The sequence below is a fragment of the Microbacterium sp. EF45047 genome (genome assembly GCF_028472845.1).
GTDB classification, from domain to species: domain Bacteria; phylum Actinomycetota; class Actinomycetes; order Actinomycetales; family Microbacteriaceae; genus Microbacterium; species Microbacterium neungamense.
The window spans coordinates 57,495-81,119 of sequence record NZ_CP069429.1; the positions used below are offsets into that span (position 1 = coordinate 57,495).

The following is a 23,625-nucleotide window of genomic DNA, read 5'->3' on the forward strand; positions in this document are numbered from 1 at the left end:
GCCCTCAGAGCTCGGCGACGAACCGGCGGATGAGCTCGGCCGCCGCCCAGGAATCGCTGATCAGCGTGCCGTGCCCGTGGTCGGGGATCTCCTCGAAGCGGGCGCCGGGGATGTTGTCCACGATCTCCCGGCACCAGCTCATCGGCGCGAGCGGATCGCGCTGGCCGCGCAGCACGAGCACCGGATGCCGCACCCGGCCGTACGCCCGCTTCGCATCGTGCACGATGGTCGCGCGCATCTTGCGCAGCAGGTGCGGCCCGCCGCGCAGGTACTCCCGGGCGCCGCGCCAGAGCACCACGGGGCGCTCGTGCAGCAGGTCGAAGAGCAGGTAACCGGCCTGGGCGCGGATGCTGCGCGAGGCGCTGTTCACGGTCGGGCCGGCGAGCACGAGGCCGGAGACGACGTCCGGATGCCGGGCGGCCACCTCGGCCGCGATCTGCGCGCCCATGGAATGGCCGATGATCACGGCGTCCGTGATCCCGCGGTCGCGGAGGAAAGCCGCGACCAGGTCGGCGTGCCGCTCCATCGTCAGCGTCCGCTCCGGCTCGGGCGCCTCGCCGAACCCGGGCAGGTCGAGGCCGATGATCCGGCCGCTCAGCCGCGACACCAGGTCGATGTAGACGCTGCGGCCCATGCCGATGCCGTGCAGCAGCACGATCGGATGGTCGCCGACGCCGAAGTCCTCGGACACCAGGGTGGCCCCGCCGGATGTGAACTCCTCGATGACGGCGGGCGTGCCCTCGGGGGCGAGCAGACGTTCCGGCATCCTCCCAGGCTATCCGGCCGGCCGCAGCACCAGCGTGTCGACGGCCGCCCGCGTCACGGCTTTCGCGGTGAACGGCCACGGCCGCTGCACGCCCGCGGCCCAGTCCGCGGTCTGGTCGGTGTAGTGCTGGTGGAAGGCGTGGCCGGACTGGCCCGTCAGCTGGTTCCAGCTCGACGCGTCGAAGTTGGCGAGGTCGACGACCATGCGCATCGACGGCACCGTCTCGGTCGCGTACGACCCGCTGCCGAGCGACCATCCGGTGGCGTTCACGACCGACCCGCCGCCGCCGACCGGGAACGGGCCGCGGTTGAACAGCGCCTCGATCGGCGCGATGCCGGAGGAGCCGAGCGTCTCGCTGCGCAGCTGCAGGGCGTGCAGCGAGCCCCACCGCCACAGCCGCACGTCCTCGCCCTGCAGCTCGCGCAGCTGGCGGTAGGCGTCCTCGGCGGAGCGGGAGAGCATCTCCTCCATGCCGTCGACGTCGATCCGCTCGTTCGTCCACAGCGGGTGCGTGGGGTCGTCCAGCAGGGCGGCGACCACCGTGAACAGCCTGCCCTGGTCGTCGACCGGGAGCGGCACCTCGCGCTCGGTGAAGAGGTTGCGGGCCAGGTGCGCCCACAGGGCGTTCGCGTACGCGGCCGCGGGGGAGTCGGCGTCGTTCTGCGCGTCCCAAGTGCGCAGCAGATCCACGGCCGCCTTCGGGCCCTTGCCGGTGACGGTCACGCCCTCCATCGCCATCGCCAGGCGCTTGCCGATCCACATCTCTTCGTCGGCCTGGATGTCGCGCATGTCCTGCGCGGTCAGCGGGGCCGCCGCGGCGCGGCGCTCGAGGAGGTGCGCGATGCGGTTCGCGCGATAGCCGTGGTCCCAGTCCCGCGACAGGAAGTGCGCGTACTGGTCGTCGACGATGGCGTTGTTCGCCGTCACGATGTACCCGGATGCCGGGTTGTAGGACACCGGCAGCTCCTCGAACGGGATGAACCCGGTCCAGTCGTAGGCGCTGTCCCAGCCCGGCTGCGGCAGCCAGCCGTCCCCGGCCCCGCGCACCGGCAGCCGTCCCGGGGTCTGGTAGCCGATGTTGCCGTCGACATCGGCGTAGATCAGGTTCTGCGCCGGCACGTCGAAGAGCGCTGCGGCGCGGCGGAAGTCCTCGAAGTCCTGGGCGGTCGCCATCGCGAACACCGCGCTCGCCGTGGTGCCCGGGTCGAGGGCGGTCCAGCGCAGGCTGACCGCGTATTCCGCATCCGGCATGCCGTCGTCCGCGAGGGAGGTCGCGCCCGCGCTCCCGTCGGTGACGGCGGGACCGTCGGCGATCGCGGTCATGTCCGGTGTGAGGTCGGAGATGAGCGGCCCGTGCACCGTCCGGCGGATGGTCAGTTCGATGTCGTCGCCGCCGGCGACCTCGATCGTCTCGGTGGACACCTCGAGCGGGACGAGGGCGCCGTCGCGCCAGTAGCTGTCGCCCTGCACGCGCTCGATGTAGAGGTCGGTGACGTCGGTGGTCAGGTTGGTGAAGCCCCACGCGATCCGCTCGTTGTGCCCGATCACCACCCCCGGCAGCCCGGAGAAGGAGAATCCGCCGACGTCGAACGGGCACTGCGCGGTCACCGTCGCGCATTTCAGCTGCACCTGGTACCAGACCGAGGGCAGCGAGGCGCCCAGGTGCGGGTCGTTCGCGAGCAGCGGCTTCCCGCTCTCGGTGAGGTCGCCCGAGACCACCCAGGAGTTCGAGCCGATCCCCTCGCCGGGGGAGCCGAGGAGCAGGCTCGCCGCCTCGATCACATCCGATGCCTGCTGCCACTCCACGGTCATCAGGGCGTCGGATGCCTGGCTCTCGCCGGTCGTGGCCGCCGCGGGCGCGGCATCCGTCCCGCTCGCGGGGAGGCTCGAGATCTTCGGCACGATCACGGGGTTGTCGGCGAACGGATACCCGGGGTACATCGTTTCGAGCTGCGCGTTCACGGCGGCCGGGTCGCCGGTCTGCTGCTGCAGGTCGGCGGCGAGCAGGGCGCGGGCGGTCTCGTCCTCGATGTTCGTCCGCAGGTCCCAGGCCATCGCCTTCAGCCAGGCCACGGAGTCCGCCGGCTCCCACGGCTCCGGCTCGTACTCCGGATTCTGGATGCCGAGAACGGCATACTCCAGCGACAGGTCCGCGCCGGAGCGCGAGGAGAGGTACGCGTTCACCCCGTCGGCGTACGCCTGGTAGTACCCGCGCGTGGTGTCGTCGAGGGCCTCCACCTCCTGCTCGGCGACGGCGCGCCAGCCGAGGGTGCGGAGGAAGGCATCCGTCGCCGCCTGCGACGCGCCGAACATCTCGGCCACCCGCCCGGCGGTGACGTGCCGGCGGAAGTCCATCTCGAAGAAGCGGTCCTGCGCGTGCGTGAACCCCTGCGCGAAGAAGAGGTCGTGCGTGGACTCGGCGGTGATCGTGGGGATGCCGAGATCGTCGCGCTGCACGGAGACGGTGCCGTCCAGGCCGTCGAGCGTCAGTTCGCCGGCGGTCTGCGGGAAGGAGCGGTGGATGGTCCAGGTGACGGTGAAGGCCGCGGCGACGGCCATGACGACGACGAGCGCGATCACGAGGAACACGATCCGTCCGATGCGGGCCCTGAGCGGGTGGCGGGGAACGGCGGATGCCGCGGGTTCGGTCGTCATGGACGGACACCTCCGGGTCGGGCGGTGGGACTCCGTCTCACGGAGTCCGGGTGCGCGTGTCGGCACGCGCGTGCCCTGGCATCCTATGCCACTCGCTCCTGTCGTACTCCGTCGCGTGCGCTCCGTGGGTGCCAGGTCACCCGATCAGGCTCGGCTGCAGGTCCCGCAGGGTGCGCCGGTGCGTCATCCGGGTGACGCCGATCGCGGCGATCACGAGGGCGCCGACGAGCCAGACGCCGAGCACCCCGAGATCCCAGAGCGCGCGGTGCAGATCGCCGCCGTACATCAGCTGACGCATGGCGTCGACGACGTATCCCATCGGCAGCACGTGGTGCAGGGTGGACAGCGGCGCCGGCAGCGTCTGCCAGGGGAACGTGCCGCCGGCGGTGACGAGTTGCAGCACCATGAGCACCAGGCCCATGAACTGGCCGACCGAGCCGAGCCAGACGTTGAGGGCGAGGATGATCGCGGCGTAGGTGGCGGATGCCATCACCATGACCCCGAGCGAGCCGCCGGGGTGCTGGAAGTCGAAGCCGAGGGCGAAGCCGAGCACCGCGAGCAGGCCGACCATCTGCAGCGCGCCGAGCCCGGCGGGGGTGAGCCAGCCGGCGAGCGTGATCCGTACGGGGGAGTGCAGGGCGGTGACGGCGCGATGCGAGATCGGCTTGACGATGAGGAACAGCGCGTAGATGCCGATCCAGCCGGCGAGGGCCGCGAAGAACGGGGCCAGGCCCTGGCCGTAGTCCTTCGCGGCGGCGACCTTGTCGCTCGAGACCGACACCGGATCGGCGATCGTGTCGGCCTGGGCGGCGCGCAGCTCGGGGGTGGAGGCCGGGATCGCGTCGACGCCCTGGGCGAGGCCGTCGCGGAGCGTGCCGATGCCCTCGCCCAGCGTGTCCAGGCCGTCGCGCAGGGTGCCGGCCCCGTCGCGAGCGGATGCCGCGCCGTCGGCGGCGCTGCGGGCGCCGTCCGCGAGCTGCCGGGCGCCGTCCGCGACGGAGCGGGCGCCCTCGGCGAGCTGTTCGACCTTGCCGGCCGCCTCCTGTGCGGCGGTGTTCCCCTCGCGGAGCCGGTCGGCCACCGGGTCGAGCCGACTCAGCACGGTGTCGATCTGCTCCGGGGTCAGGCCCTGCTCGGCCATCGCCTGCGCGAGATCCCCGCGCGCGGTGGGCAGGGCGTCGGTCGCCTGCTGCGCGAGCGAGGCGGCTCGGCCCGCGGCATCCGCGAGCTGGGCGTTGCCGTCGCGCACCTGCGCGGCACCGTCGGCCAGTCTCTGGGCGCCGTCTGCGAGGGTGCCGGTGCCGTCGGCGAGGGTGGCGAGCCCGGATGCCAGGGTCGCGGAGCCGTCGTGCGCGGTGCCGGCACCGTCGAACAGCTGCGTGGCGCCGTCGGCGGCCTCGGACAGCTTGCCGCGGACGTCGCTGAGGCCGGTGAGCAGGCGCTCCGCGGCCTCGGAGCCGACCATCTCGGCGACCGACCGGCGGATGCGCTCGACCGTCTGGCTGCCGATGGTCGAGGCGAGGTAGTTGTTGGCGTCGTTGGTCTCGAGCTCGATCAGCGCCTGGTGCGGCTGATCGCCCCCGGCGGAGGCGAGCGCCGCGGAGAAGTCGGCGGGGAGGGTGACGGTGAAGTCGACGGTGCCGTCTTTGAGCGCCTGCTCGGCCTCGGCCGCCGTCATCACGCGCCAGTCGAACGCGCCGTCCTCGAGGAGGTTGTCGGCGACCTTCTGCCCGTAGTTCTCGGGGGCGGATGCCTCGGCCCCGGACCCTGAGCCCGTCGAAGGGTCGGTTCCGGCGTCCTCCACGACCAGCGCGACCGGCACGTCGGGGAACCGGCCGTACGGGTCCTGGTTCGCCCAGAGGTAGAGGCCGCCGTAGAGGATGGGCACGCACATCAGCGCCACCAGGGCGATCGCCGCCATCGGACTGGCGGTCAGCCGCCGCAGCTCCGCCGCGATCATGGACGGCACCTTCATCGCTCCTCCTCCTCCTCCGTTCCGGTCGTCCCTTCCTCCCGACCCGCGGAACGCGTTTCGTCTCGCTCGCCTTCGGCGTGCTCGCTCAACGACCGAGAGGGTTCGTGCTCGCTCGACGACCGGGAAGGGAACGAGGCGAGGACAGCCGCGGCGACGCCGCCGACGATCACCAGGACGGCGTAGCCACGCTCGGCGAATTCGGCGGAGATGCGCCACCAGCCGTCGGGGCGCCCGCCGTGCCGGTCGGGGGAGACGAGCACCAGCCCCTCCACGCCCTCCCGCAGCACCGCGAGCTCGCACAGGATCCGCACCCGCGCGGCCGGATCGACGGTGCCGATCGGGGCGTCGGCGAGGTCCGGGAAGCCGAGGTTCTCCAGCCAGCGCCGCGCGTGCACCGGGGTGGCCGCACGGCCGGCGAACATGAGCTCCTCGCCGACGACGGCGGCGACGGTCACGTCCGGATGCGGATCGCTGACGTCGGGGGCGTCGACGAGCGCCACCCGGTGCCGCAGCGCCGCGGCATCCGCATCGTCGTCGATCGTCACACGACCGGTGGATGGCCTCATCCGCCCGGAGGCGATGAGGCCGAGCACTGTCGGGCGCTGCTCGGTCTCGGCGAGCACGAAGCGGGCCTCACCGGTCTCGTAGCTCAGCGACATCTCCGGCAGGGCCTGGCCGCGGCGTCCCTTCGAAACGCGGTCGAGCACGATCCTCATGCGTCCTCCTCGGCCGGGTCGAGCAGGTCGGGGTGGGCGCGCAGCACGGCATCCGCCTCCCGCCAGGAGAGGCCGGCGACGCTGAGCAGGGTGCGCACGACGAGATCGGCGGCGGCCGGGGACGAGGCATCCGTGCGCGCCACGACCGTGCGCGCGATCTCCTCGATGAGCCGGGCGAGCGTGGGCGCCGCGAGGTCGGTGCGGAAGGTGCCGTCCTCCTGCCCGCGGCGCACGAGATCGGCGACCGCGCGGCGCAGCGGGGCCAGGGCCTGCGCGGTCTGGGCGACGTGCGCGTCGTCCAGGGCCAACGCCGCCGCGACCTGCACGTGCGCCGCCTCGCGCCAGAGCCGTGCAGCCAGGCGGGCGAGAGCGAGCCGGGCATCCGTGTCGGTGACGGATGCCGCGATGGCGTTGAACCGCTGCGCGCCCGAGGCGATCAGCTCGCGGATCAGGGTGTCGCGGTCGACGAAGTGCCCGTAGAGCGTGCGCCGGGACAGTCCGGCCCTGCGCGCGATCGCATCGATCGACGCGTGCGGGTCGCTCGCGAGTGCGTGGCGGGCCGCGTTCAGGATGCCGGCGCGGTTGGCGCGGGCGTCGCTGCGGGGCGGGCGGGCGGGGGTCATGCCTCCAGTGTACGTAACTTGCACATGACCGTGCAAGTTAGTGCCCCGGGCATCCGTTCCACGGATACGAAACGGGGGTCGACACGCCAGATGTCGGACCGAACCGTGGGAACGGTCCGACATCTGGCGTGTCGACCCCCGAAGTGCAGCGGAGGACGCCGGATCAGTCCGTGCCGGAGTCGAAGGCCGCGCCCTCGGATGCCGCGTCGACGGCATCCGTCAAGGCCTCGTCCGGCTCCGAGACCGAGCCGTGCACGGCCTCGGTGATCTCGCCCGCCTCGCCCGCGGTGACACGGCCGACGAGCTCGCCGGTCGCACCGCCCACGAGCCCGAGGCCGGCGTACTGCTCGAGGCGCGAGCGGGAGTCGGCGATGTCCAGGTTGCGCATGGTGAGCTGACCGATGCGGTCGACCGGGCCGAAGGCGGCGTCGCCGACGCGCTCCATTGACAGCTTCTCGGGAGCGTAGGAGAGGTTGGGCGAGACGGTGTCGAGGATCGTCCAGTCGTCGCCGCGGCGCAGCCGGATGGTCACCGAGCCGGAGATCGTCGAACCCACCCAGCGCTGGATCGACTCGCGCAGCATGAGCGACTGCGGCTCCAGCCAGCGGCCCTCGTACATCAGGCGGCCCAGGCGCCGGCCCTGCTCGTGGTAGGTGGCGAGGGTGTCCTCGTTGAGGATGCCGTTGACCAGGCGCTCGTAGGCGATGAACAGCAGGGCCATGCCCGGCGCCTCGTAGATGCCGCGGGACTTCGCCTCGATGATGCGGTTCTCGATCTGGTCGCTCATGCCGAGGCCATGGCGTCCGCCGATCGCGTTCGCCTCCTGCACCAGCTCGACGGGGTCGGTGTACTCGGTGCCGTTGATCGCGACCGGGCGCCCGCCGTCGAAGGTCACCGTGACGTCCTCGGCGTCGATCGAGACCTGCGGGTCCCAGAACTTCACGCCCATGATCGGGTCGACGGTCTCCAGCGAGACGTCGAGGTGCTCCAGGGTCTTCGCCTCGTGCGTGGCGCCCCAGATGTTGGCATCCGTGGAGTACGCCTTCTCGGCCGAGTCGCGGTAGGGGAAGCCGTGCGCGACGAGCCACTCGCTCATCTCCTTGCGTCCCCCGAGCTCGGTGACGAAGTCGGCGTCGAGCCACGGCTTGTAGATGCGCAGGCGCGGGTTGGCCAGCAGGCCGTAGCGGTAGAACCGCTCGATGTCGTTGCCCTTGTAGGTGGAGCCGTCGCCCCAGATGTCGACGCCGTCCTCCTTCATGGCGCGCACCAGCAGGGTGCCGGTGACGGCCCGGCCCAGCGGCGTGGTGTTGAAGTAGGTCTTGCCGCCGGAGCGGATGTGGAAGGCGCCGCAGGCGAGGGCGACGAAGCCCTCCTCGACCAGCGCGGTCTTGCAGTCGATCAGGCGCGACTTCTCGGCGCCGTACTCCAGGGCGCGGCCGGGGATCGAGGCGATGTCGTCCTCGTCGTACTGCCCCAGGTCGCCGGTGTAGGTGAACGGCACGGCACCCTTGTCGCGCATCCACGCGACGGCGACGGAGGTGTCGAGACCACCGGAGAACGCGATGCCGACGCGCTCGCCGACGGGGAGGGACTGGAGGACCTTGGACATGGCTCTCAGTCTATCGGCGGGGATGCGGCGCCCCCGGCCGTGCGTCGGCGGTCAATCCGGCCAGGCCCGTAGCTCGGCCGTGAGCCGGTCGAGGTACTCCGCGGGCCCGGCCTCGGCGAACCAGAGCCACAGCTCGGCGGCGTGGATCGGATACCAGGCGCGCACCGCGGCCGGCTCGGCGCCGTACGCGTCGATGAGGGCGGCGGCCGAGTGCGGGTCCTTCCGGCCGGCGGCCCAGGCGGCGCGCGCGAGCTCGCGGAGCGGATCGCCGACGTGTGCGGACTCCCAGTCCACGATGCCGGTGATCCGCGCGCCGGTCGCGAGCAGGTTCCCGTCCGACCAGTCGCCGTGGCAGAACGCGCGTCCCGAGGCCGGCGGCACCTCGAGGGGGAGGGGCGGGCCGCCGGCATCCCGGTAGCGGGCGATGATCGCGGCATCGTCCGGCGCCGGCGAGAGCCCGGCGGGCGGGTGCAGAGCGTGCAGCATGCGGAGAGCGGATGCCGAGGCGCGCAGTCCCTCGCGGCGGGCATCCGGGTCGAGCTCGTCCAGCCGCCGCCCCGGGCGCAGCGTCATCAGGATCGATCCCGGCCGTTCCGCGACGATCTCCGGAACGGGCAGACCGGAGCCGGCCAGCGCCCGCAGCGCCCGCACCTCCGTGCCGTGCCGCACCGGATCGGTCATGCGCTTCTCGACCAGTCGCCGCCCGTCCCGCACGACGATCCGCACGTGCCCGACCGCTCCCTGTCGCATCCGATCATCCTGTCATCGCGATGCGGGACGGGGAACGGCGGGGGCGACGGCCGGGCCGGCGCTCGCCGCATAACCTGCCGCGCGCCGCACGTTCAGGAGGAGAACTCCCGTTCGGGAGGAGCATCCGCCCCCACAGCATCCTCCCGAGGTCGAGAACTCCTCCCGAAAAGGCGAGGGGAGGTCTCTGCGGACCCTCTCGCCTCCTCCCGAGAGGGCGAGGGGAGGTCTCGGCGGACCCTCTCGAGGCCGAGGCGCACCCGACTCAGAACCCCGGGTACTCCTTCAGGCGCTCCTCGAACTCGGCCCGGTCGCCCTCGCCGAGCAGCTGGCGGGCGTGGATCACCAGCTGCACGCCCTCGAGCGGCTCGCCGTTCTCCTCGTGGTAGCTGCGGCGCTCGGCGAGGAGGTCGCCGGTGCGGTCCTTGGACAGGTCGTACACGGTGACGTACAGCAGCATCGGGTCGGGGTAGGCGTCGCTGTACCACTCCCAGGTGTGCTGCTGTTCGGGATCGGCCGACCCGTACAGCTTGGCGACCATGTCGTCGGAGATCCCCGAGCCGGGCTCGTTCAGGGCGTACAGGTCGTACATGCCGTGCGCGCGCAGCACCTCGTCGATCGTGCGCATGACGGCGCGCTTGCGCTCGTTGTCGCGGACGGGCTCTGCGGTGGTCCACACCGTGGAGGTGTACCGCTTCAGCATCGACTCGCCGCCGTAGCCGTTGCGCTCCGGGCTGATGTCGCGCGCCCCCGACTCCACCCAGCTGAAGCCGTACTCGGCGGTGAGCCGGTCGCGGATCTCGGCCATCAGGGCGTCGCCGTCGGACTGCACCTGCTCGAGCGAGCGCTGGTCGAGGATGTCGCGCGAGGACGTGCCCCGGATGCCCGGATACGCCTGCTCGTGCTTCTGCTCCTCCGTCTTGGTGCCGTCGTAGTCGTGCACGGCCGCGGCGCGCAGCGCCCCCATCGCGCCGACGGTGGCGACGTTGAACAGCAGGGTCACCGCCAGGGCGATGGCGCCGAGCATCCGCCCCCGCGCCGTGGCGAGGGCCGCGATGACCACGCCGACCACGACCAGCTGCAGCGTGATCATCGTGACGCCGTAGAGCGCGTCGGTGCCGCCGGCGAGCATCAGCAGCAGCAGCGTCAGCGTGAACAGCACCACGACCGAGATGGCGACGAGCCCCAGCACGTTCGCCGAGCGCTTCTCGGCGATCGCGGGTTCGGTGTGCGTGAGCGTCGCCGGCGCCGCGGGAGCACCGGCGGGGAGGCCGGCGGTGACGGCGGTGCGCCTGGCCCCGCGGTACCCGCCGGGCGGGGGCGGCGGGGGCGCGCCCTCCGAGCCGCCGACGTATCGCGAACGCTGCCTGTCTACCACGGCTTGTCCGTTCCTCCGCCGCCCTCGTCGCCGCCGCCGAGCTGATCCTCGCGCTCCTGCTGGCCCTGGTTCAGGCGCTCCTCGATGTCGTCGAGCTGCTCCTGCGAGGGCTGCGGCTCCTCCTCTTGCGGCGGTTGCTCGCCCTGCTGCGGCTGCTCCTGCTCCTGCTGACTCTGCTGCTGCTTCTCCTGCTGGCGCTGCTCGTTCTGCTCCAGAGTGTCGCTCATGTCGCGGTTCGGGTCCGGCGACTGCTCCTGCGCCTGCTCGCTGTTGCACTCCTCCGGGGTCTCCATCGTGATCTCCAGCGCCTCGCCGTACAGCTGGGCGGCCTTGGCCGCATCCCCGTCGGCCTGCGCGGCGTCGCCCTGGCGCTCGATGACGAGGGAGAGGTTGATCCGCACGTAGCAGACGTCGAGCCCCGAGGCCAGGGGGAGGGCCTCCTCGAGCTCGGCGCGCGCAGGGCCCAGCTTCTCGGCGCCGGCCAGCGCGGTGCCGATGTTGTACGGCGCCTTGAACGGCTCGAACCAGTTCAGCCAGTCCTGCCCGCGAGCGGCCGCCTCCGACTCCGCGTACTCGCCGACGATGTACGAGCTGATCGCCTGGTGCGCGAACGCGTAGATGCTGAGGATCCTGCCGGCGAAGAACAGCGCGGCCAGGGTCAGGGGGAGGGTCCCGATCGCGATCCAGCGACGGATGCGGCGCCGGCGGCGATTCGATGCGAGCAGGGCGGCCGCGGCGTCGGCCTGGGTGGGGGCGGTCATCGGTCACCTCCCTCGGTGGCGGATGCCGCGAGGCCGCGCATCCGCGTCACCAGCATCGTCGCGCGGGCGAGCTCGACGGCGAGGAGGGCGACGAGGGCGAGGGCGAGGATCCAGTACAGCTCGATGACGTTGCCCACCTCGCCGGAGGACGAATAGTCGGTGGTGCTGGTGGGCGCCTCCGGCAGCTGCGGAGCGGTGTCGGCGGTGCGGTGCTGGTACTCGACGCCGAGCTCCTGGGCGATCGTGCGCAGGGCGTCCTCGTCGATGACGGAGCGGGCCGGCGCGCCCTGGTACTCGATGTACTCGCCGCCCGACCCCGAGCCCGTCGAAGCGTCGTCCCCGCGCCCGGTCGTCTTCATCATCGGCCCGCCCTCGGCGGTGCCGTACCCGAACACCGCGCCGCCGTCGACGTACTTGGCGCTGGAGCCGAACGACTCCGGCTCGGAGGACGCCGTCTGCTCGCCGTCGCCGAAGTAGAACACCATGCGCGAACGGTCCGGCGAGGACTTCGCGGCAGCGGAGAGGGTGTCCGCGAGCATCCGGTTCGCGATGCCGATCGAGCTGCCGCGCGACTGGTCGGTGACCTCGGGGCGCATCACCTCGAGCGAGGACATCAGCGCCGTGGCATCCGTCGTCAGCGGCAGGCGCAGCTGCGCCGACGCGTCGAAGGTGATCAGGGCGAAGCGCGCCCCCGGATACTCGTCGACGATCGCCTGCACGTCCGCGCGGACGCCGGTGAGCCGCGGCTCGTCGCCGTTCCAGTCCTCGGCGACGATGCTCGCGGTGCTGTCCACGACCAGCACGATGTCGGTGTCGGTCGCGAGGGTCTGCGAGGTGCCGCCCGGGATGCCGGGACGCAGCAGCATCACGAACGCGAGGAGCACGATGAGCAGGCGCAGGGGCCAGAGCCAGCGCGGGGTGGAGCCTGAGCGCGTCGGAGGGTCGGGGCGTTTCGTCTCGCTGCGCTCGCTCAACGACCGGGACACGATCTCCCGGACGACGACGAACACCACCGGCGCGCACAGCAGCACGAGCAGGAGCGGATGCAGGACGGGCTGGAGGATCACAGGTGCAGCCTCCAGACCAGCACGAGGAAGGCGAGCAGGGCGACGAGGGTCAGCGCGATCCACAGGTTCGGGGTGTCCACCCACACGACCTGGGCCTGACCCTTCAGCGCCGTCGCCTCCTGCTTCTGGATCTCGGTGATGATGTCGCCGACCGTGGTGGTGTCGCGGAGCGCGTACGACTCCCCGCCGGTGAGACGGGCGGCATCCGTCAGCTGCGCGCTCACCTGCGCGTCCTTGCCCTGCACCGGGTTGATCGCGAACACGCGGACGCCCCGTGACTTCGCGTACAGGGCGGCCTCCTCCACGGTGAGGATCGAGGCGCCGGCGAGCTCGTTGTCGGTGGCGAGGATCACCGAGCGGCTGCGCTCGTCGTCGAGGTGGTCGAAGCGCATGGTGCAGGCCGCGAGGCCGTCGCCGATCAGCGAGGCGCCCGGCCCGTTCAGGGTGCCGACCCAGTGCTCGGGCGTCTCGCTGGTGTAGTCGAAGCTCTCCCGGATCCGCTGCAGCTGCTCCCGGATGAAGACGTAGTCGTCCGTGAGGGGGAAGACCTGCACCGGGGAGCTGTTGAAGATGGTCAGCCCGATCCGTTCGCCCTCGAAGCCGTCCAGCAGCTCGAGGAACACCCCGAGCACCTCGACGTCGACGTCCGACATCGACCCGGAGACGTCGAGGCACAGCATGATGTCGCGGCTGTTGTTCACCGGCTGGATCGTCTGCGCCGACATCGGCCGCGCCGCGACCACGCCCCCGAGCAGCACCGCCACCGCGCCGAGCGCGAGCACCCCCGCGAGCAGCGTCACCCGTCGGCGCACCGCCTGCCGGAAGGCGGGCAGCGCCCGCATCCGTTCCGCCCGCGAGATCAGCACGGGTGCGGATGCCCGGTCCCGCCGCCCCGCGCGCAGGCCGAGCAGGATGCCGACGACCACCGCCGCGACCAGCACGCCGACGGCGACGAGGACCAGCCACCAGGTGTTCAGTGCCACGTCGTCACCACCTTCCGGGCGGCTTCGGCGCCGTAGATCGGGTCGATGGCCGGCCCGCGCTGGAAGATGCTCGGGTAGTAGTGCCGCCGGATCGCGTCGATGAGCGCCGGGTGGACGCCGCGGGCGACGAGGTCGTCGAGGGCGAGCACCGGCGCCTCCAGGCCGGAGTACTCGTTGACGAATGCGCGCACTGCCCGGCTGAGCTCGAGGTTCGCCCGGCGCGGGTCGAGGGCGCCGGCGCGGTAGGCGTCCTCGATGCGCTGCACCTCGGCGAGGTACTCCCCGCGCAGCTGCGACAGCACGTCGGGGGTGAGCAGCGTGATCGGCGCCGCCCCGGTCAGCGTGATGCTGCGCCGCGGGCGGGTGAGCACGATCACCAGCCAGGTGGCGAGGGCGAGCAGGGCGAGGATGCCGAGGGCCAGCAGCAGCCAGCCCCAGCCGTACTGCACCGGCGGATAGAGCTCGTCAGAGGCGGGCATGCGACCTCCGGTTGAGCATGGCCAGCAGCGCCGGCACGGCGTCGTCGAGGCCGGTGAGCTCGGCGTGCGTGATCTCGAGGCGGCGCAGCACGTCGTGGCGGTGGGCGGTGTCGGCCGCCTCCTGCGCGTCGACGGCGCGGATGAGCTCCTCGTCGCCGTGCACGAAGTCGGGCACCACCCAGCCGCTGTCCACGTCACGGCGGGTGCGGGTGCTGCGGCCGAGCACCGGATGCGCGTCGCGCAGCGTGATCCAGAGCACGTCGTGCTGGACGCGCAGCCGGCGCAGCATCCGCTCCGTCTCCTCGGTGACCGGCGCCTCGTCGGTGACGATGACGACGATCATGCGCCGAGCGATGGTGCGCGCCACGAAGGAGAGCAGCGACTCGCGGTCGTTCGGCGCCGTGCTCTCGGCGATGGCCCGGTCGATCGCGCGCAGCGCGTGCTCAAGCGCGCCCTCGGTGCCGCCCGGGGCCCGTCGGCGCCGGCCGCCGGCATCGCCGTGGACCACGGAGAAGTCGTCGCCGTGCCGCACGGTGAGGAACCCGAGCGCACCGACCGCGAGGATGGCGAGCTCGCGCTTGGACCGCTCATCCTCGGCCAGCGCGTTCATGCCCCGGCCGGTGTCGACGACGAAGAGCACCGTGTGCCGACGGGTCGCCTTGGTCCGCTTGATCAGCGGTGAGCCGTGCTTGGCGGTCGCCCGCCAGTCGATGTCGCGCACCTGATCGCCGTACTCGTACGGACGCAGGTCCTCGAAGTCGAGGCTGCGCCCGCGCAGCAGCGAGGCGTACGCGCCGTCCAGCGCGTGCACCGACTTCTGCGTGGAGCGGATGAAGAGGCGGCTCTTCACCTGCGTGATCAGCATGGTCATCGGTTCCTGAGCCTGTGGTCACTGAGCCTGTCGACGTGTCAGGGCGTCGGCACCGAGGCGAAGATCTGGTCGATGATCTCCTCGCTGCGGATGCCCTCGGCGTCGGCCTCGAAGGTGAGCAGCACGCGGTGGCGCAGCACGAGGTGGCGCAGGGCGCGGATGTCTTCGGGCAGCACGTGGGTGCGCCCGCTGAGCAGAGCGAGGGCGCGCGACGCCTGCAGGAAGGCGATGCTCGCACGCGGGCTGGCGCCGTACTTGATGAACCGGGCGCGCTCCTCGCCGATGTACGGCGCCGGATTGCGGGTGACGTAGGCCAGCTGCACGATGTAGTTCCGGACGGCCGGGTCGACGTACACCCGGGAGGCGATCTCCTGCAGGTCCTGCACGTCGTCGAGGCTGATCGCGCCCGGCACGTGCCGGTCGGGGTTGAGCACGCCCGAGTCGATCCGGTTCAGGATCTCGAACTCCTCGGCGGGGCTCGGGTACTCCACGATCTCCTTGAGCAGGAAGCGGTCCATCTGCGCTTCGGGAAGCTCGTAGGTGCCCTCCTGCTCGATCGGGTTCTGCGTCGCGATCACCAGGAACGGGCGGGGCAGCGGATGCATCTCGCCGCCGATCGTGGTCTGCCGCTCCTGCATCGCCTCGAGCATCGCGCTCTGGGTCTTCGCGCTGGAGCGGTTGATCTCGTCGAGCAGCACGAAGTTGGCGTGCACGGGACCGAGGACGGTGCGGAACGACCCGGTGGCGGATTCGTATATCTGACTGCCGGTGATGTCGCTGGGCAGCAGGTCGGGCGTGCACTGGATGCGCTTGAAGCTCGCCTTCACGGTGTCGGCGAGCGTCGACGCCGCGGTCGTCTTCGCCAGACCCGGGACGCTCTCGAGCAGGATGTGCCCGCCCGCGATGAGCGCCACGAGCAGGCTGGTGCGCAGCCGGTCCTGGCCGACCATCTTCACCGAGTACGAATCCGAGATGATCTTCAGGATGCGCTGCGCGCGCACCAGCTCGTCGCGGGAGAGCGGGGCCTTCGCGTCCTGCGCGGCGGGGGCGGCGGGTGCCGAGGGCGGAGGAGGCGTGCGCATCGCCGGCGGCGGGGGCGGCGCCGACGAGGTGGATCCGGGAACCGGGACATCGGTCATTCAGTCTCTCCTCCTGCGTCGGGGACCGGCCACGACCGCAGATCCCCCGGTACAGGCTATCGGGCGCCCCCGGGGGAGCACCCGCCCCTGCGCCGCTCAGCGGTCTCCGGCAGTGAGATCGAGCAGCCTCTGCTCGACGGCGGAGACGTCCTCCGTCCGCTCGTCCACCGTGAGCTCACCCACCTGCGCGCGGACCCGGATGTCCCGCCCGGGCTGCGCCTCCACGTCGATCCGCGCGCCCGCTGCGGTCGCCCGGAACGACAGCCGGTCGCTCGCCTCGACCATCCACCCGCGGCGTTCGATCGCCTCGGAGACGCTCTCAGCGATCAGCGGGGCACGGCGGTCGTAGCCGCTCTCACGATCCGATCCCCGCGCCGCCCGGCGGTCGAGCGCGCCGCGGCCGAATCGCGCGAGCACCTCCGCCTCGTCGATGCGCTCGAACCAGCGGTCGTCGACCACCATGGACCATCCGTCGTCCTCGGCCAGCAGCTCCGCGCGCTGCCACAGGCTGACCATGACGGTGTGCCGTGTCATGGAGCGGGGGTGTTCCGCACGTCGTGGACGAACTCCGCCAGGCCCTGCGCGGGCAGCTCGAGGGCGGCGTCGGCGCCGGGGTTGACCACGACGCCGACCGACGGCGGAATCCGCTGCAGCAGCTCGAATCCGTTGATGCGCACGGCCGCTCGCTTGCCGGTGAGGTACGTCGTCATCGCGTCGCCCGACGTGAACACGGCCAGGAACTGATGGCCCTCGCGCTCCAGGAGCACCGGTGATTCAGGGAGGCTCGCGCCCTTCGGCTCGTCCTCTGCGAGGAAGTACACCTCGGCGGCCGCCAGGGCCCACAGCGCCGTCTCCGGCGTCAGCGTTCCCTGCCGCGCACCGAGGATCGCCCGCTCCACGGCCGGGATCGCCTTGCGCTGGTCACTCATCTCACGCTCCGAACTTCCGGCGGCCGGATCGTCCCGACTTCTCGTCGCACGCCGTCTCCCAGATTAGTGGGCAGGTCAGAAGGCACGGGTGACGTTCCAGGAGCCGTCGAGGCCGATCTGGAATCCGAACGAGCCCGGCGGTACGACCGATCCGCCGTCCATGACGAACTCGCGCACGTCGTTGAGCATGTACCCGGACCCGGTGTTGACGGCGGTGTGCCCTCCTTCGAGGAAGTGCGCCCAGCCGTCGGCGTCCGCCGCGGTCGCGGTGCGCTGCGGCGGTGCGGCGTCGTTCGGGAACACGATCCCGTGGATGGCGCGGTCGTCCGGGTTGGTCACCGGCCGGGACAGGTCCGGATCGCCCGTGGTCCAGTCGATCTCGTACCCCGTGTAAGCGCGCATGGTCGCCGGAGACATGCCGGTCGCGCGTGCGGCGTCGGACGCGCTGGAGACGTGTGCGCCGTCCTCGAGCGGCATGACCCAGAACGGGCGCCCCTCCGCACCGAGCGTCGGGTTCTCCGTCTCGTAGTAGTCCCGCTGCGCTCGGCCGTCGAAGAAGACGACGGAGTAGCGGCCGCCGCGTGCGAGGTCGTCGCGCTCGCCCCGGCCCAGCTGCGTGCCCGGTTCGGGCGTGCGCGGCGTGTCCGGCCTGTCGTCGAAGCGGTCCTGCGACCGCACCTGCCGGACCACGGTGTCCACGTGATCGGCGATGTTCGCGGTGACCTGGTGCAGCTTGCGGTCCGCGTGGGCGAAACCTCGGAGGGCGGCCTGCTTGAGCTCGCGGATGATCGGTTTGATCGCGCTCATCGGTCTCCTCGTACGGCACTTCCTCTGCGAGCACCCTAACCGGGCGCGCGGCGCCGCGCACATGGGGAGAACCACCCACGCCGTGTCATCGTCGCCGGATGCCGAGCTCCGCGCGGTTATGCTCCGAGCATGCGAACAGTGCCGTTCCTCGACCTCGCCGACACCGCCTTCGACGTGAACTCCGACGTCGTGCACGAGGCCCGCGACACCAGCTGGTACGCGGAGACGCCCTACGGCTGGGCGGTGCTGCGCTACGAGGAGGGCACGGCGCTGCTCAAGGACCGGCGCTTCCAGCAGGGGAACGCACGCTGGCCCGCGCAGAACGGCATCCACGACGGGCCGTGGCAGCAGTGGTGGGGCGAGACGCTGCTGAGCCTGGAGGGGGCCGACCACCTGCGGCTGCGGAAGCTTCTCGGTCCGGCGTTCCGCAACAAGACCATCGAGGCGATGCGGCCGCGGTTCCAGGCCCTCGCGAACGAGCTCATCGACGCGTTCGCCCCGCGCGGTCGCGTCGAGTTCGTCTCCGAGTTCGCCGAACCGTACGCCTCCCGCATCCTCTGCTACCTGCTCGGTCTGCCGGACGACGAGTGGCCGCAGGTCGCGCACTGGGTCGACGACCTCGGCAAGTCCTTCGGCATCCGCGTGCGCGACGACCTGCCCCGCATCGAGGCGGCACTCGAGGGACTCACCGGCTACATCGAGGAGGTGATCGAGGACCGCCTCGCCCGGCCGCAGGACGACCTCGTCACCACGCTCGTGCAGGCCCACGACCCTTCGACAGGCTCAGGGACCCCTTCGACAGGCTCAGGGACCCCTTCGACAGGCTCAGGGACCGAGTCCCAGCTCAGCCGCCGGGAGCTCAGCGTGGCGCTCGTCTTCCTCGCGTTCGCCGGGATGGAGACCACCCGCAACCAGCTGGGCCTCGCCCTGCAGACGTTCCTCGCGCATCCGGATCAGTGGGCGCTGCTCGCGCAGCATCCGGAACTCGGCGGCCGCGCCGTCGAGGAGGTGATGCGCGTCAACCCGACGGTGACCTGGGTGACCCGTGAGGCGACCGAGGACGTCGACCTGAACGGCCTGCACGTGCCGAAGGGCGGCATCGTGCAGGTGCTGTCGCACGCGATCGGCACCGATCCGTCCCGGATGGGCGACGAGCCCGGTTTCGACATCCGCGTGGAGGACCGCCCGCTGCACTCCGGCTTCGGCGGCGGCATCCACCACTGCCTGGGTCACTTCGTCGCGCGCACCGACATGTCCGTCGCGCTGCCGCTGCTCGCCCAGCGGATGCCGGATGCCGAGCCCGACGGTCCCGGTGAGTGGCTCCCGGTCTCCGGGAACACCGGGCCGGTGCGGTTCCCGATCCGGTTCACGCCCGGCCACTGAGCCCGCCGTCCGAGATCGTCGCGCGGGCGGAGATCGTCGCGCGGGCCGGGCGCGGTCGATCCCCAGGGCGTCTCGGACCGCAGGGCGATCCCGAGCGTGCGCTGCAGCTGCGCGAGGATCGCCGCGAGGATGAGCGCGGCCGCCGCGAGCCGGGCGAGGTGCCACCACCTGGTCATTTCTGCCTCCGCAGGTCACCTTAGCGAGCCGCGGGCTCGGGATCTCGAGCACCGGGGCGCCGACACGCCTCCGATAGGATGGGGTCGCCCGTTCGGGCCAGCTCATCGGCCGGTGCAAACCCGGCGAACAGCGGCAGCTTCAGGGGGGTCCACCCATGCCAGGAATCGTGATCGTCGGCGTCCAGTGGGGCGATGAGGGCAAGGGCAAGGCCACCGACCTGCTCGGCGAGCGGACCGACTGGGTCGTCAAGTACAACGGCGGCAACAACGCCGGGCACACCGTCGTCGTCGGCGACGAGAAGTACGCCCTGCACCTGCTGCCCTCCGGCATCCTCACCCCGGGCGTGAACGCTGTGATCGGCAACGGCGTCGTGGTCGACCTCGAGGTGCTCTTCAGCGAGCTCGAGGCGCTCTCCGCCCGCGGCGTGGACATCTCCCGGCTGAAGGTGAGCGCGAACGCCCACATCATCACCCAGTACCACCGCACGCTCGACAAGGTCACCGAGCGCTTCCTCGGCAAGCGCATGATCGGCACCACCGGGCGCGGCATCGGCCCCGCCTACGCCGACAAGATCAACCGCGTCGGCATCCGGGTGCAGGATCTCTTCGACGATAACATCCTGCGGCAGAAGGTGGAGGGCGCCCTCGACCAGAAGAACCACCTGCTGGTGAAGGTGTTCAACCGGCGTGCGATCACGTGCGAGGAGATCGTGGAGGACCTGCTGTCCTATGCCGAGCGGCTGCGTCCGCTCGTCGCCGACACCGCCCTCCTCCTCGACGAGGCGCTCGAGCGCGGCGACGTCGTCGTGTTCGAGGGCGGGCAGGCCACCATGCTCGACGTCGACCACGGCACCTACCCGTTCGTGACGTCCTCGTCGGCGACCGCCGGCGGGGCATCCACCGGGTCCGGCGTCGGGCCGAACCGGCTCGACCGCATCGTCGGCATCGTCAAGGCCTACACCACCCGCGTCGGCTCCGGTCCGTTCCCGACCGAGCTGTTCGACGAGCACGGCGAGTGGCTGCGCAAGCAGGGCTTCGAGTTCGGCACCACCACCGGCCGGCCGCGCCGGGTGGGCTGGTACGACGCCCCGATCACGCGGTACGCGACCCGGATCAACGGCATCACCGACCTCGTGCTCACCAAGCTCGACATCCTCACCGGTCTGGACCGCATCCCGGTGTGCGTGGCCTACGACGTGGACGGCACGCGCTTCGACGAGGTGCCGGTGAACCAGACCGACTTCCACCACGCCAAGCCGATCTACGAGTACTTCCCCGGATGGAGCGAGGACATCTCCGGCGCCCGCACGTTCGAGGACCTGCCGCAGAACGCGCAGGACTACGTGCTCGCCCTCGAGGGCATGAGCAACACCCGGATCTCCGTCATCGGCGTCGGCCCGGAGCGCGACCAGGTCATCGTCCGCCACGACCTCCTCGACTGAGAACGCCCCGGCCCTTCTCCGTCTATTTGTGCCGTTCTGCTGCCTAGCGTGCGCTGAAGCAGCAGAACAGCACAAATAGACGCGGGGGGCGCGCGGCGCGGGGCGCGGGGGCGTGCGGACGCGGGGGGTGGGGGAGACGGGGGAGGATGGGGGCATGACGCGGTTCTGGGTCGGCGGGTACGGCAGTGACATGGACGGCGACGCCGAGGGCATCGGCTTCCTCGCGGTCGACGAGGGGCGCGGTCCGACGACGCTCGCCTACCGGGGCGTCGCGGCGCCGGTCGCCTCGCCCTCGTGGCTCGCTCCGCATCCGGTGCTCGACATCGTGTACGCGGCCCTCGAGGGAGCCGGATCGGTGCAGGCCTTCGCCCGCACGGATGCCGCCACGCTGCGCCCGCTCGGCGATCCCGTCCCGGCGGGCGAGGCCGTGTGCCACCTCTCGGTGTCGCCGGACGGACGGATGCTGATCGCCAGCTGCTACGGCGACGGCCGCGTCGTCCGGTACGGCCTCGACCGTGACGGCCGCATCGTGCCGGCGCAGGCGGATGCCGCGGCCGCGCTGCGCACCGCCCTCTTCGGCGGCGACACGGGCGAGGACGGCGATGACGGAACGGATGCCGCTCGGCCAGGCGCCGGCGCGGCGGCATCCGACCCCTACCCGGTGCCGGCCGGAGAGGACCCCCGCTCCTCTCACGCGCACGCCGCCGTGTTCCTCCCCGACGGGCGCATCGCCACGACCGACCTTGGCTTCGACCTGGTGCGGATCTGGCGCCCGAGCGGCGCGGGCCTCGCGATCGACCACGAGGTCGCCCTCCCGCGCGGCACCGGGCCGCGGCACATGGTGCTGCACCCCAGCGGCCATCTCCACGTGGTCACCGAGTACTCCTGCGAGGTCTTCACCCTGGCATCCGGTCCCGACGGGCGCTGGGATCTCGTCGGCGCGACGACCGTGACGCCCATCGCGCAGATCGGCGCCGACTTCCCCGCCGAGCTCGCCCGCTCGCGCGACGGCGCCACGCTGTACACCGCCCTCCGCGGCAGCAACACCCTCGCCGCACTGCGGGTGCGCGGCTCGGGGGAGACGCTCGAGCCGTTCGCGGTCACCGAGTCCGGCGTCGACTGGCCGCGGCACCACCTCGTGTACGACGGCACGCTGCTGGTGTCGGGCCAGCGGTCGAACACGGTCGCCGTCGTCGACCTGGACGAGCGCACCGGCGCCCCGCGCGACGTCCGTCACGTCGCCACCGTGCCGACACCGACCCAGGTGCTGCCGGTCCGCTGAGCACGGCGCCTGACACCGCGCGGTCCCCGGTCGACCGGCACCCGGCCGGCCGTCACACACCGGTGCCGGATCGCTATCGTCGTAGCTACGCCGACCTTGGAGGATCATGACCGCTGAAGCCGCCCGCGACGAGCTGCTGCGTCTGCGCGCCAGCATCGACAACATCGACGCCGCTCTGATCTTCATGCTGGCCGAGCGCTTCCGCTGCACGCAGCAGGTCGGCCGGCTCAAGGCGGAGCATCGGATGCCGCCATCCGACCCGGCCCGCGAGGAGCAGCAGGTCGCCCGCCTCCGCGCGCTCGCCGAGGAGGCGCACCTCGACCCGGAGTTCGCCGAGAAGTGGTTCAACTTCGTGGTCGCCGAGGTCATCCGTCACCACTCGGAGGCCGCCGAGAACCGGTGATCCCGCGCCTCGGGCATCCGTCCCCTCCGCGTCCGCCGCGCGTGCGGCCGGTTGCGGATGCCGCCGGGAGCATTCCGCACCGCGCGAGGGTGTTTCGGATGCGGAAGGCCCCCGCCGGCGAGAGCCCACCCCGCCGACCGGCCGGGAACGCCTCAGACGCCAGCAACCGTCGGTGCGGTAATCTGATCGGTACCGCCGTTAAACGATCATAAGAGCGAACGGCGCCTGCTCACCCGCACGCACGGCGGAGCGGTCGCGCAGTCCGTGGCGTACGAGCTGCCGATCCGGTACAAGAGCCACCAGCGCACCGACGAGAAGGAGCGCATCGCCCGCGCGGCCGCCGCCCTCGTCGCCCCGGGCAGCGTCGTCGGCCTGTCCGGCGGCACGACCACGACCGCGATCGCCGCCGCGCTCGCCGCGCGGGAGGACCTGCCCGAGCAGGGCCTCACCGTGGTCACGAACGCGGTGAACATCGCCGCCCAGCTCGCCATGCGTCCCGAGGTGAAGGTGGTCGTCACCGGCGGGGTGATCCACGCGCGCAGCTACGAGCTGGTCGGGCCCTTCGTGGAGCAGCTGCTGCGCGGCATCCGTCTCGACATCGCCTTCATCGGCGTGAACGGCCTCTCCGCATCCGCCGGCGCGACCACGCACGACGAGCGCGAAGCTGCGGTGAACCGGCTCATGGCGCAGCGGGCCCGGCGCGCGGTGATCGTCGCCGACTCCGCCAAGGTCGGCGTGGAGGCCTTCGCCGCGGTCGGCGGAGCGGACCTGTTCCCGATGGTGCTCACGGATGCCGGCATCCCGGATGCAGAGCGCGAGGCGCTCCGCGACGCCGGCTTCGAGGTGCGCATCACCGACTGAGCCGGTCGTCCGAGCGAGGCGTTCGGGTCGCAGAAGGCGCTGGTATCGCAGCATCCATCCGGCCGGCCACCCGCCTCACCATCCGTTCACCGAGCGTTCCATTCGCGGTCCGGCGGTCTCGTAATTGCCGGTCACTTTCGGGAGTTGGAATACGGGTGTTCTCGGAAAGCCGGGAATCCCCCTCCCGAAAGGTCATCGCGGAGGCGAGCGTCGGACGGCATCCGGCGCACGAGTTCTTCACCGAGCGGTACGCGTGGGTGCGCGAGCGGATGCGGCGGGCGGTGCATCACGCGCAGGCGACCGGCGAGCTGGGTGAGAACCTCGACGTGGATGCCGCCGTCGACCTCATCATCGCGGCTGCGGACGGGCTGCAGCAGCAGTGGCTGCTCGATCGCTCGATCGACATGGTGGAGCGGCTGCAGCGGCTGTGGACGGGACTCGCGGCGGTCTCGCACCTCGCCGAGCACCCGGGCGCGGTCGCGGCGCGCTGACCGGAGGGCGCCAGCGGCGACGAGCCGGCGCCCGCGGGTGCGTTGAGCGCGGCGCGTGCTCATGCGAGGATGACCCTCGACC

The 23,625-nt window shown here is 71.7% G+C and carries 23 protein-coding genes; 6 read left to right on the plus strand and 17 right to left on the minus strand.

Annotation, left to right across the window (positions count from 1 at the left end):
* Positions 1–4 precede the first annotated feature (4 nt).
* From JRG78_RS00320 to JRG78_RS00400, 17 genes are all read right to left on the minus strand, one after another.
* Positions 5–766 (minus strand): alpha/beta fold hydrolase, encoded by a 762-nt coding sequence (locus JRG78_RS00320; RefSeq protein WP_259607037.1) that lies wholly within the window; start codon positions 764–766, stop codon positions 5–7.
* Positions 767–775: 9 nt separating this feature from the next.
* Positions 776–3,421 carry a penicillin acylase family protein gene (locus JRG78_RS00325; protein ID WP_259607038.1) on the minus strand — a complete coding sequence of 882 codons (2,646 nt, stop codon included), beginning with the start codon at positions 3,419–3,421 and terminating at the stop codon, positions 776–778.
* A 136-nt stretch (positions 3,422–3,557) separates the two neighbouring features.
* Positions 3,558–5,396, minus strand: coding sequence for a YhgE/Pip domain-containing protein (locus JRG78_RS00330; RefSeq protein ID WP_272653480.1), 1,839 nt, complete (start codon positions 5,394–5,396; stop codon positions 3,558–3,560).
* On the minus strand, positions 5,393–6,112 hold the full coding sequence (locus JRG78_RS00335) for a hypothetical protein (protein WP_272653481.1): 720 nt from the start codon (positions 6,110–6,112) through the stop codon (positions 5,393–5,395). Before JRG78_RS00335 ends, JRG78_RS00330 begins: the two co-directional genes overlap by 4 nt.
* Entirely contained in the window at positions 6,109–6,735 is a 627-nt protein-coding gene (locus JRG78_RS00340; RefSeq protein ID WP_259607041.1) for a TetR/AcrR family transcriptional regulator, read from the minus strand. The genes JRG78_RS00335 and JRG78_RS00340 overlap by 4 nt, the downstream gene beginning before the upstream one ends.
* 163 nt (positions 6,736–6,898) lie before the next feature.
* Positions 6,899–8,344 (minus strand): argininosuccinate synthase, encoded by a 1,446-nt coding sequence (argG, locus tag JRG78_RS00345; protein ID WP_259607042.1) that lies wholly within the window; start codon positions 8,342–8,344, stop codon positions 6,899–6,901.
* A gap of 51 nt (positions 8,345–8,395) precedes the next feature.
* Positions 8,396–9,094: a phosphotransferase family protein gene (locus tag JRG78_RS00350; RefSeq protein WP_272653482.1), complete on the minus strand. Its 699-nt coding sequence runs from the start codon at positions 9,092–9,094 to the stop codon at positions 8,396–8,398.
* 262 nt (positions 9,095–9,356) lie between these two features.
* Positions 9,357–10,469: a hypothetical protein gene (locus JRG78_RS00355; protein ID WP_272653483.1), complete on the minus strand. Its 1,113-nt coding sequence runs from the start codon at positions 10,467–10,469 to the stop codon at positions 9,357–9,359.
* Positions 10,463–11,230 carry a hypothetical protein gene (locus tag JRG78_RS00360; RefSeq protein ID WP_272653484.1) on the minus strand — a complete coding sequence of 256 codons (768 nt, stop codon included), beginning with the start codon at positions 11,228–11,230 and terminating at the stop codon, positions 10,463–10,465. Before JRG78_RS00360 ends, JRG78_RS00355 begins: the two co-directional genes overlap by 7 nt.
* Positions 11,227–12,297, minus strand: coding sequence for a vWA domain-containing protein (locus tag JRG78_RS00365; RefSeq protein ID WP_272653485.1), 1,071 nt, complete (start codon positions 12,295–12,297; stop codon positions 11,227–11,229). The genes JRG78_RS00360 and JRG78_RS00365 overlap by 4 nt, the downstream gene beginning before the upstream one ends.
* Complete coding sequence (locus JRG78_RS00370; RefSeq protein ID WP_272653486.1) at positions 12,294–13,280, minus strand: vWA domain-containing protein; 987 nt, start codon at positions 13,278–13,280, stop codon at positions 12,294–12,296. The genes JRG78_RS00365 and JRG78_RS00370 overlap by 4 nt, the downstream gene beginning before the upstream one ends.
* On the minus strand, positions 13,271–13,759 hold the full coding sequence (locus JRG78_RS00375; protein WP_259607050.1) for a hypothetical protein: 489 nt from the start codon (positions 13,757–13,759) through the stop codon (positions 13,271–13,273). The genes JRG78_RS00370 and JRG78_RS00375 overlap by 10 nt, the downstream gene beginning before the upstream one ends.
* Positions 13,746–14,630, minus strand: a complete 885-nt coding sequence (locus JRG78_RS00380; protein ID WP_259607051.1) for a DUF58 domain-containing protein — start codon at positions 14,628–14,630, stop codon at positions 13,746–13,748. The genes JRG78_RS00375 and JRG78_RS00380 overlap by 14 nt, the downstream gene beginning before the upstream one ends.
* Positions 14,631–14,668: 38 nt before the next feature.
* Positions 14,669–15,712, minus strand: a complete 1,044-nt coding sequence (locus JRG78_RS00385) for an AAA family ATPase (RefSeq protein WP_432806455.1) — start codon at positions 15,710–15,712, stop codon at positions 14,669–14,671.
* A gap of 153 nt (positions 15,713–15,865) precedes the next feature.
* Positions 15,866–16,303, minus strand: coding sequence for a hypothetical protein (locus JRG78_RS00390; protein WP_272653487.1), 438 nt, complete (start codon positions 16,301–16,303; stop codon positions 15,866–15,868).
* Positions 16,300–16,698 (minus strand): SseB family protein, encoded by a 399-nt coding sequence (locus tag JRG78_RS00395; protein WP_272653488.1) that lies wholly within the window; start codon positions 16,696–16,698, stop codon positions 16,300–16,302. The genes JRG78_RS00390 and JRG78_RS00395 overlap by 4 nt, the downstream gene beginning before the upstream one ends.
* Before the next feature lie 75 nt (positions 16,699–16,773).
* Positions 16,774–17,505: a hypothetical protein gene (locus JRG78_RS00400; protein WP_259607055.1), complete on the minus strand. Its 732-nt coding sequence runs from the start codon at positions 17,503–17,505 to the stop codon at positions 16,774–16,776.
* Between the two features lie 129 nt (positions 17,506–17,634).
* Here JRG78_RS00400 and JRG78_RS00405 point away from each other — a divergent pair, with 129 nt between their 5' ends.
* From JRG78_RS00405 to JRG78_RS00430, 6 genes are all read left to right on the plus strand, one after another.
* A complete protein-coding gene (locus JRG78_RS00405; protein ID WP_259607056.1) occupies positions 17,635–18,888 on the plus strand; it encodes a cytochrome P450 in 1,254 nt (417 codons plus the stop codon).
* Positions 18,889–19,219: 331 nt separating this feature from the next.
* Complete coding sequence (locus JRG78_RS00410; protein WP_259607057.1) at positions 19,220–20,506, plus strand: adenylosuccinate synthase; 1,287 nt, start codon at positions 19,220–19,222, stop codon at positions 20,504–20,506.
* Positions 20,507–20,660: 154 nt separating this feature from the next.
* Positions 20,661–21,788, plus strand: a complete 1,128-nt coding sequence (locus JRG78_RS00415) for a lactonase family protein (RefSeq protein ID WP_259607058.1) — start codon at positions 20,661–20,663, stop codon at positions 21,786–21,788.
* Positions 21,789–21,894: 106 nt separating this feature from the next.
* Positions 21,895–22,191: a chorismate mutase gene (locus tag JRG78_RS00420; protein WP_259607059.1), complete on the plus strand. Its 297-nt coding sequence runs from the start codon at positions 21,895–21,897 to the stop codon at positions 22,189–22,191.
* A gap of 264 nt (positions 22,192–22,455) precedes the next feature.
* On the plus strand, positions 22,456–23,052 hold the full coding sequence (locus JRG78_RS00425) for a DeoR/GlpR family DNA-binding transcription regulator (RefSeq protein WP_272653489.1): 597 nt from the start codon (positions 22,456–22,458) through the stop codon (positions 23,050–23,052).
* Positions 23,053–23,207: 155 nt separating this feature from the next.
* On the plus strand, positions 23,208–23,543 hold the full coding sequence (locus tag JRG78_RS00430) for a TetR family transcriptional regulator C-terminal domain-containing protein (protein WP_259607061.1): 336 nt from the start codon (positions 23,208–23,210) through the stop codon (positions 23,541–23,543).
* Positions 23,544–23,625 lie beyond the last annotated feature (82 nt).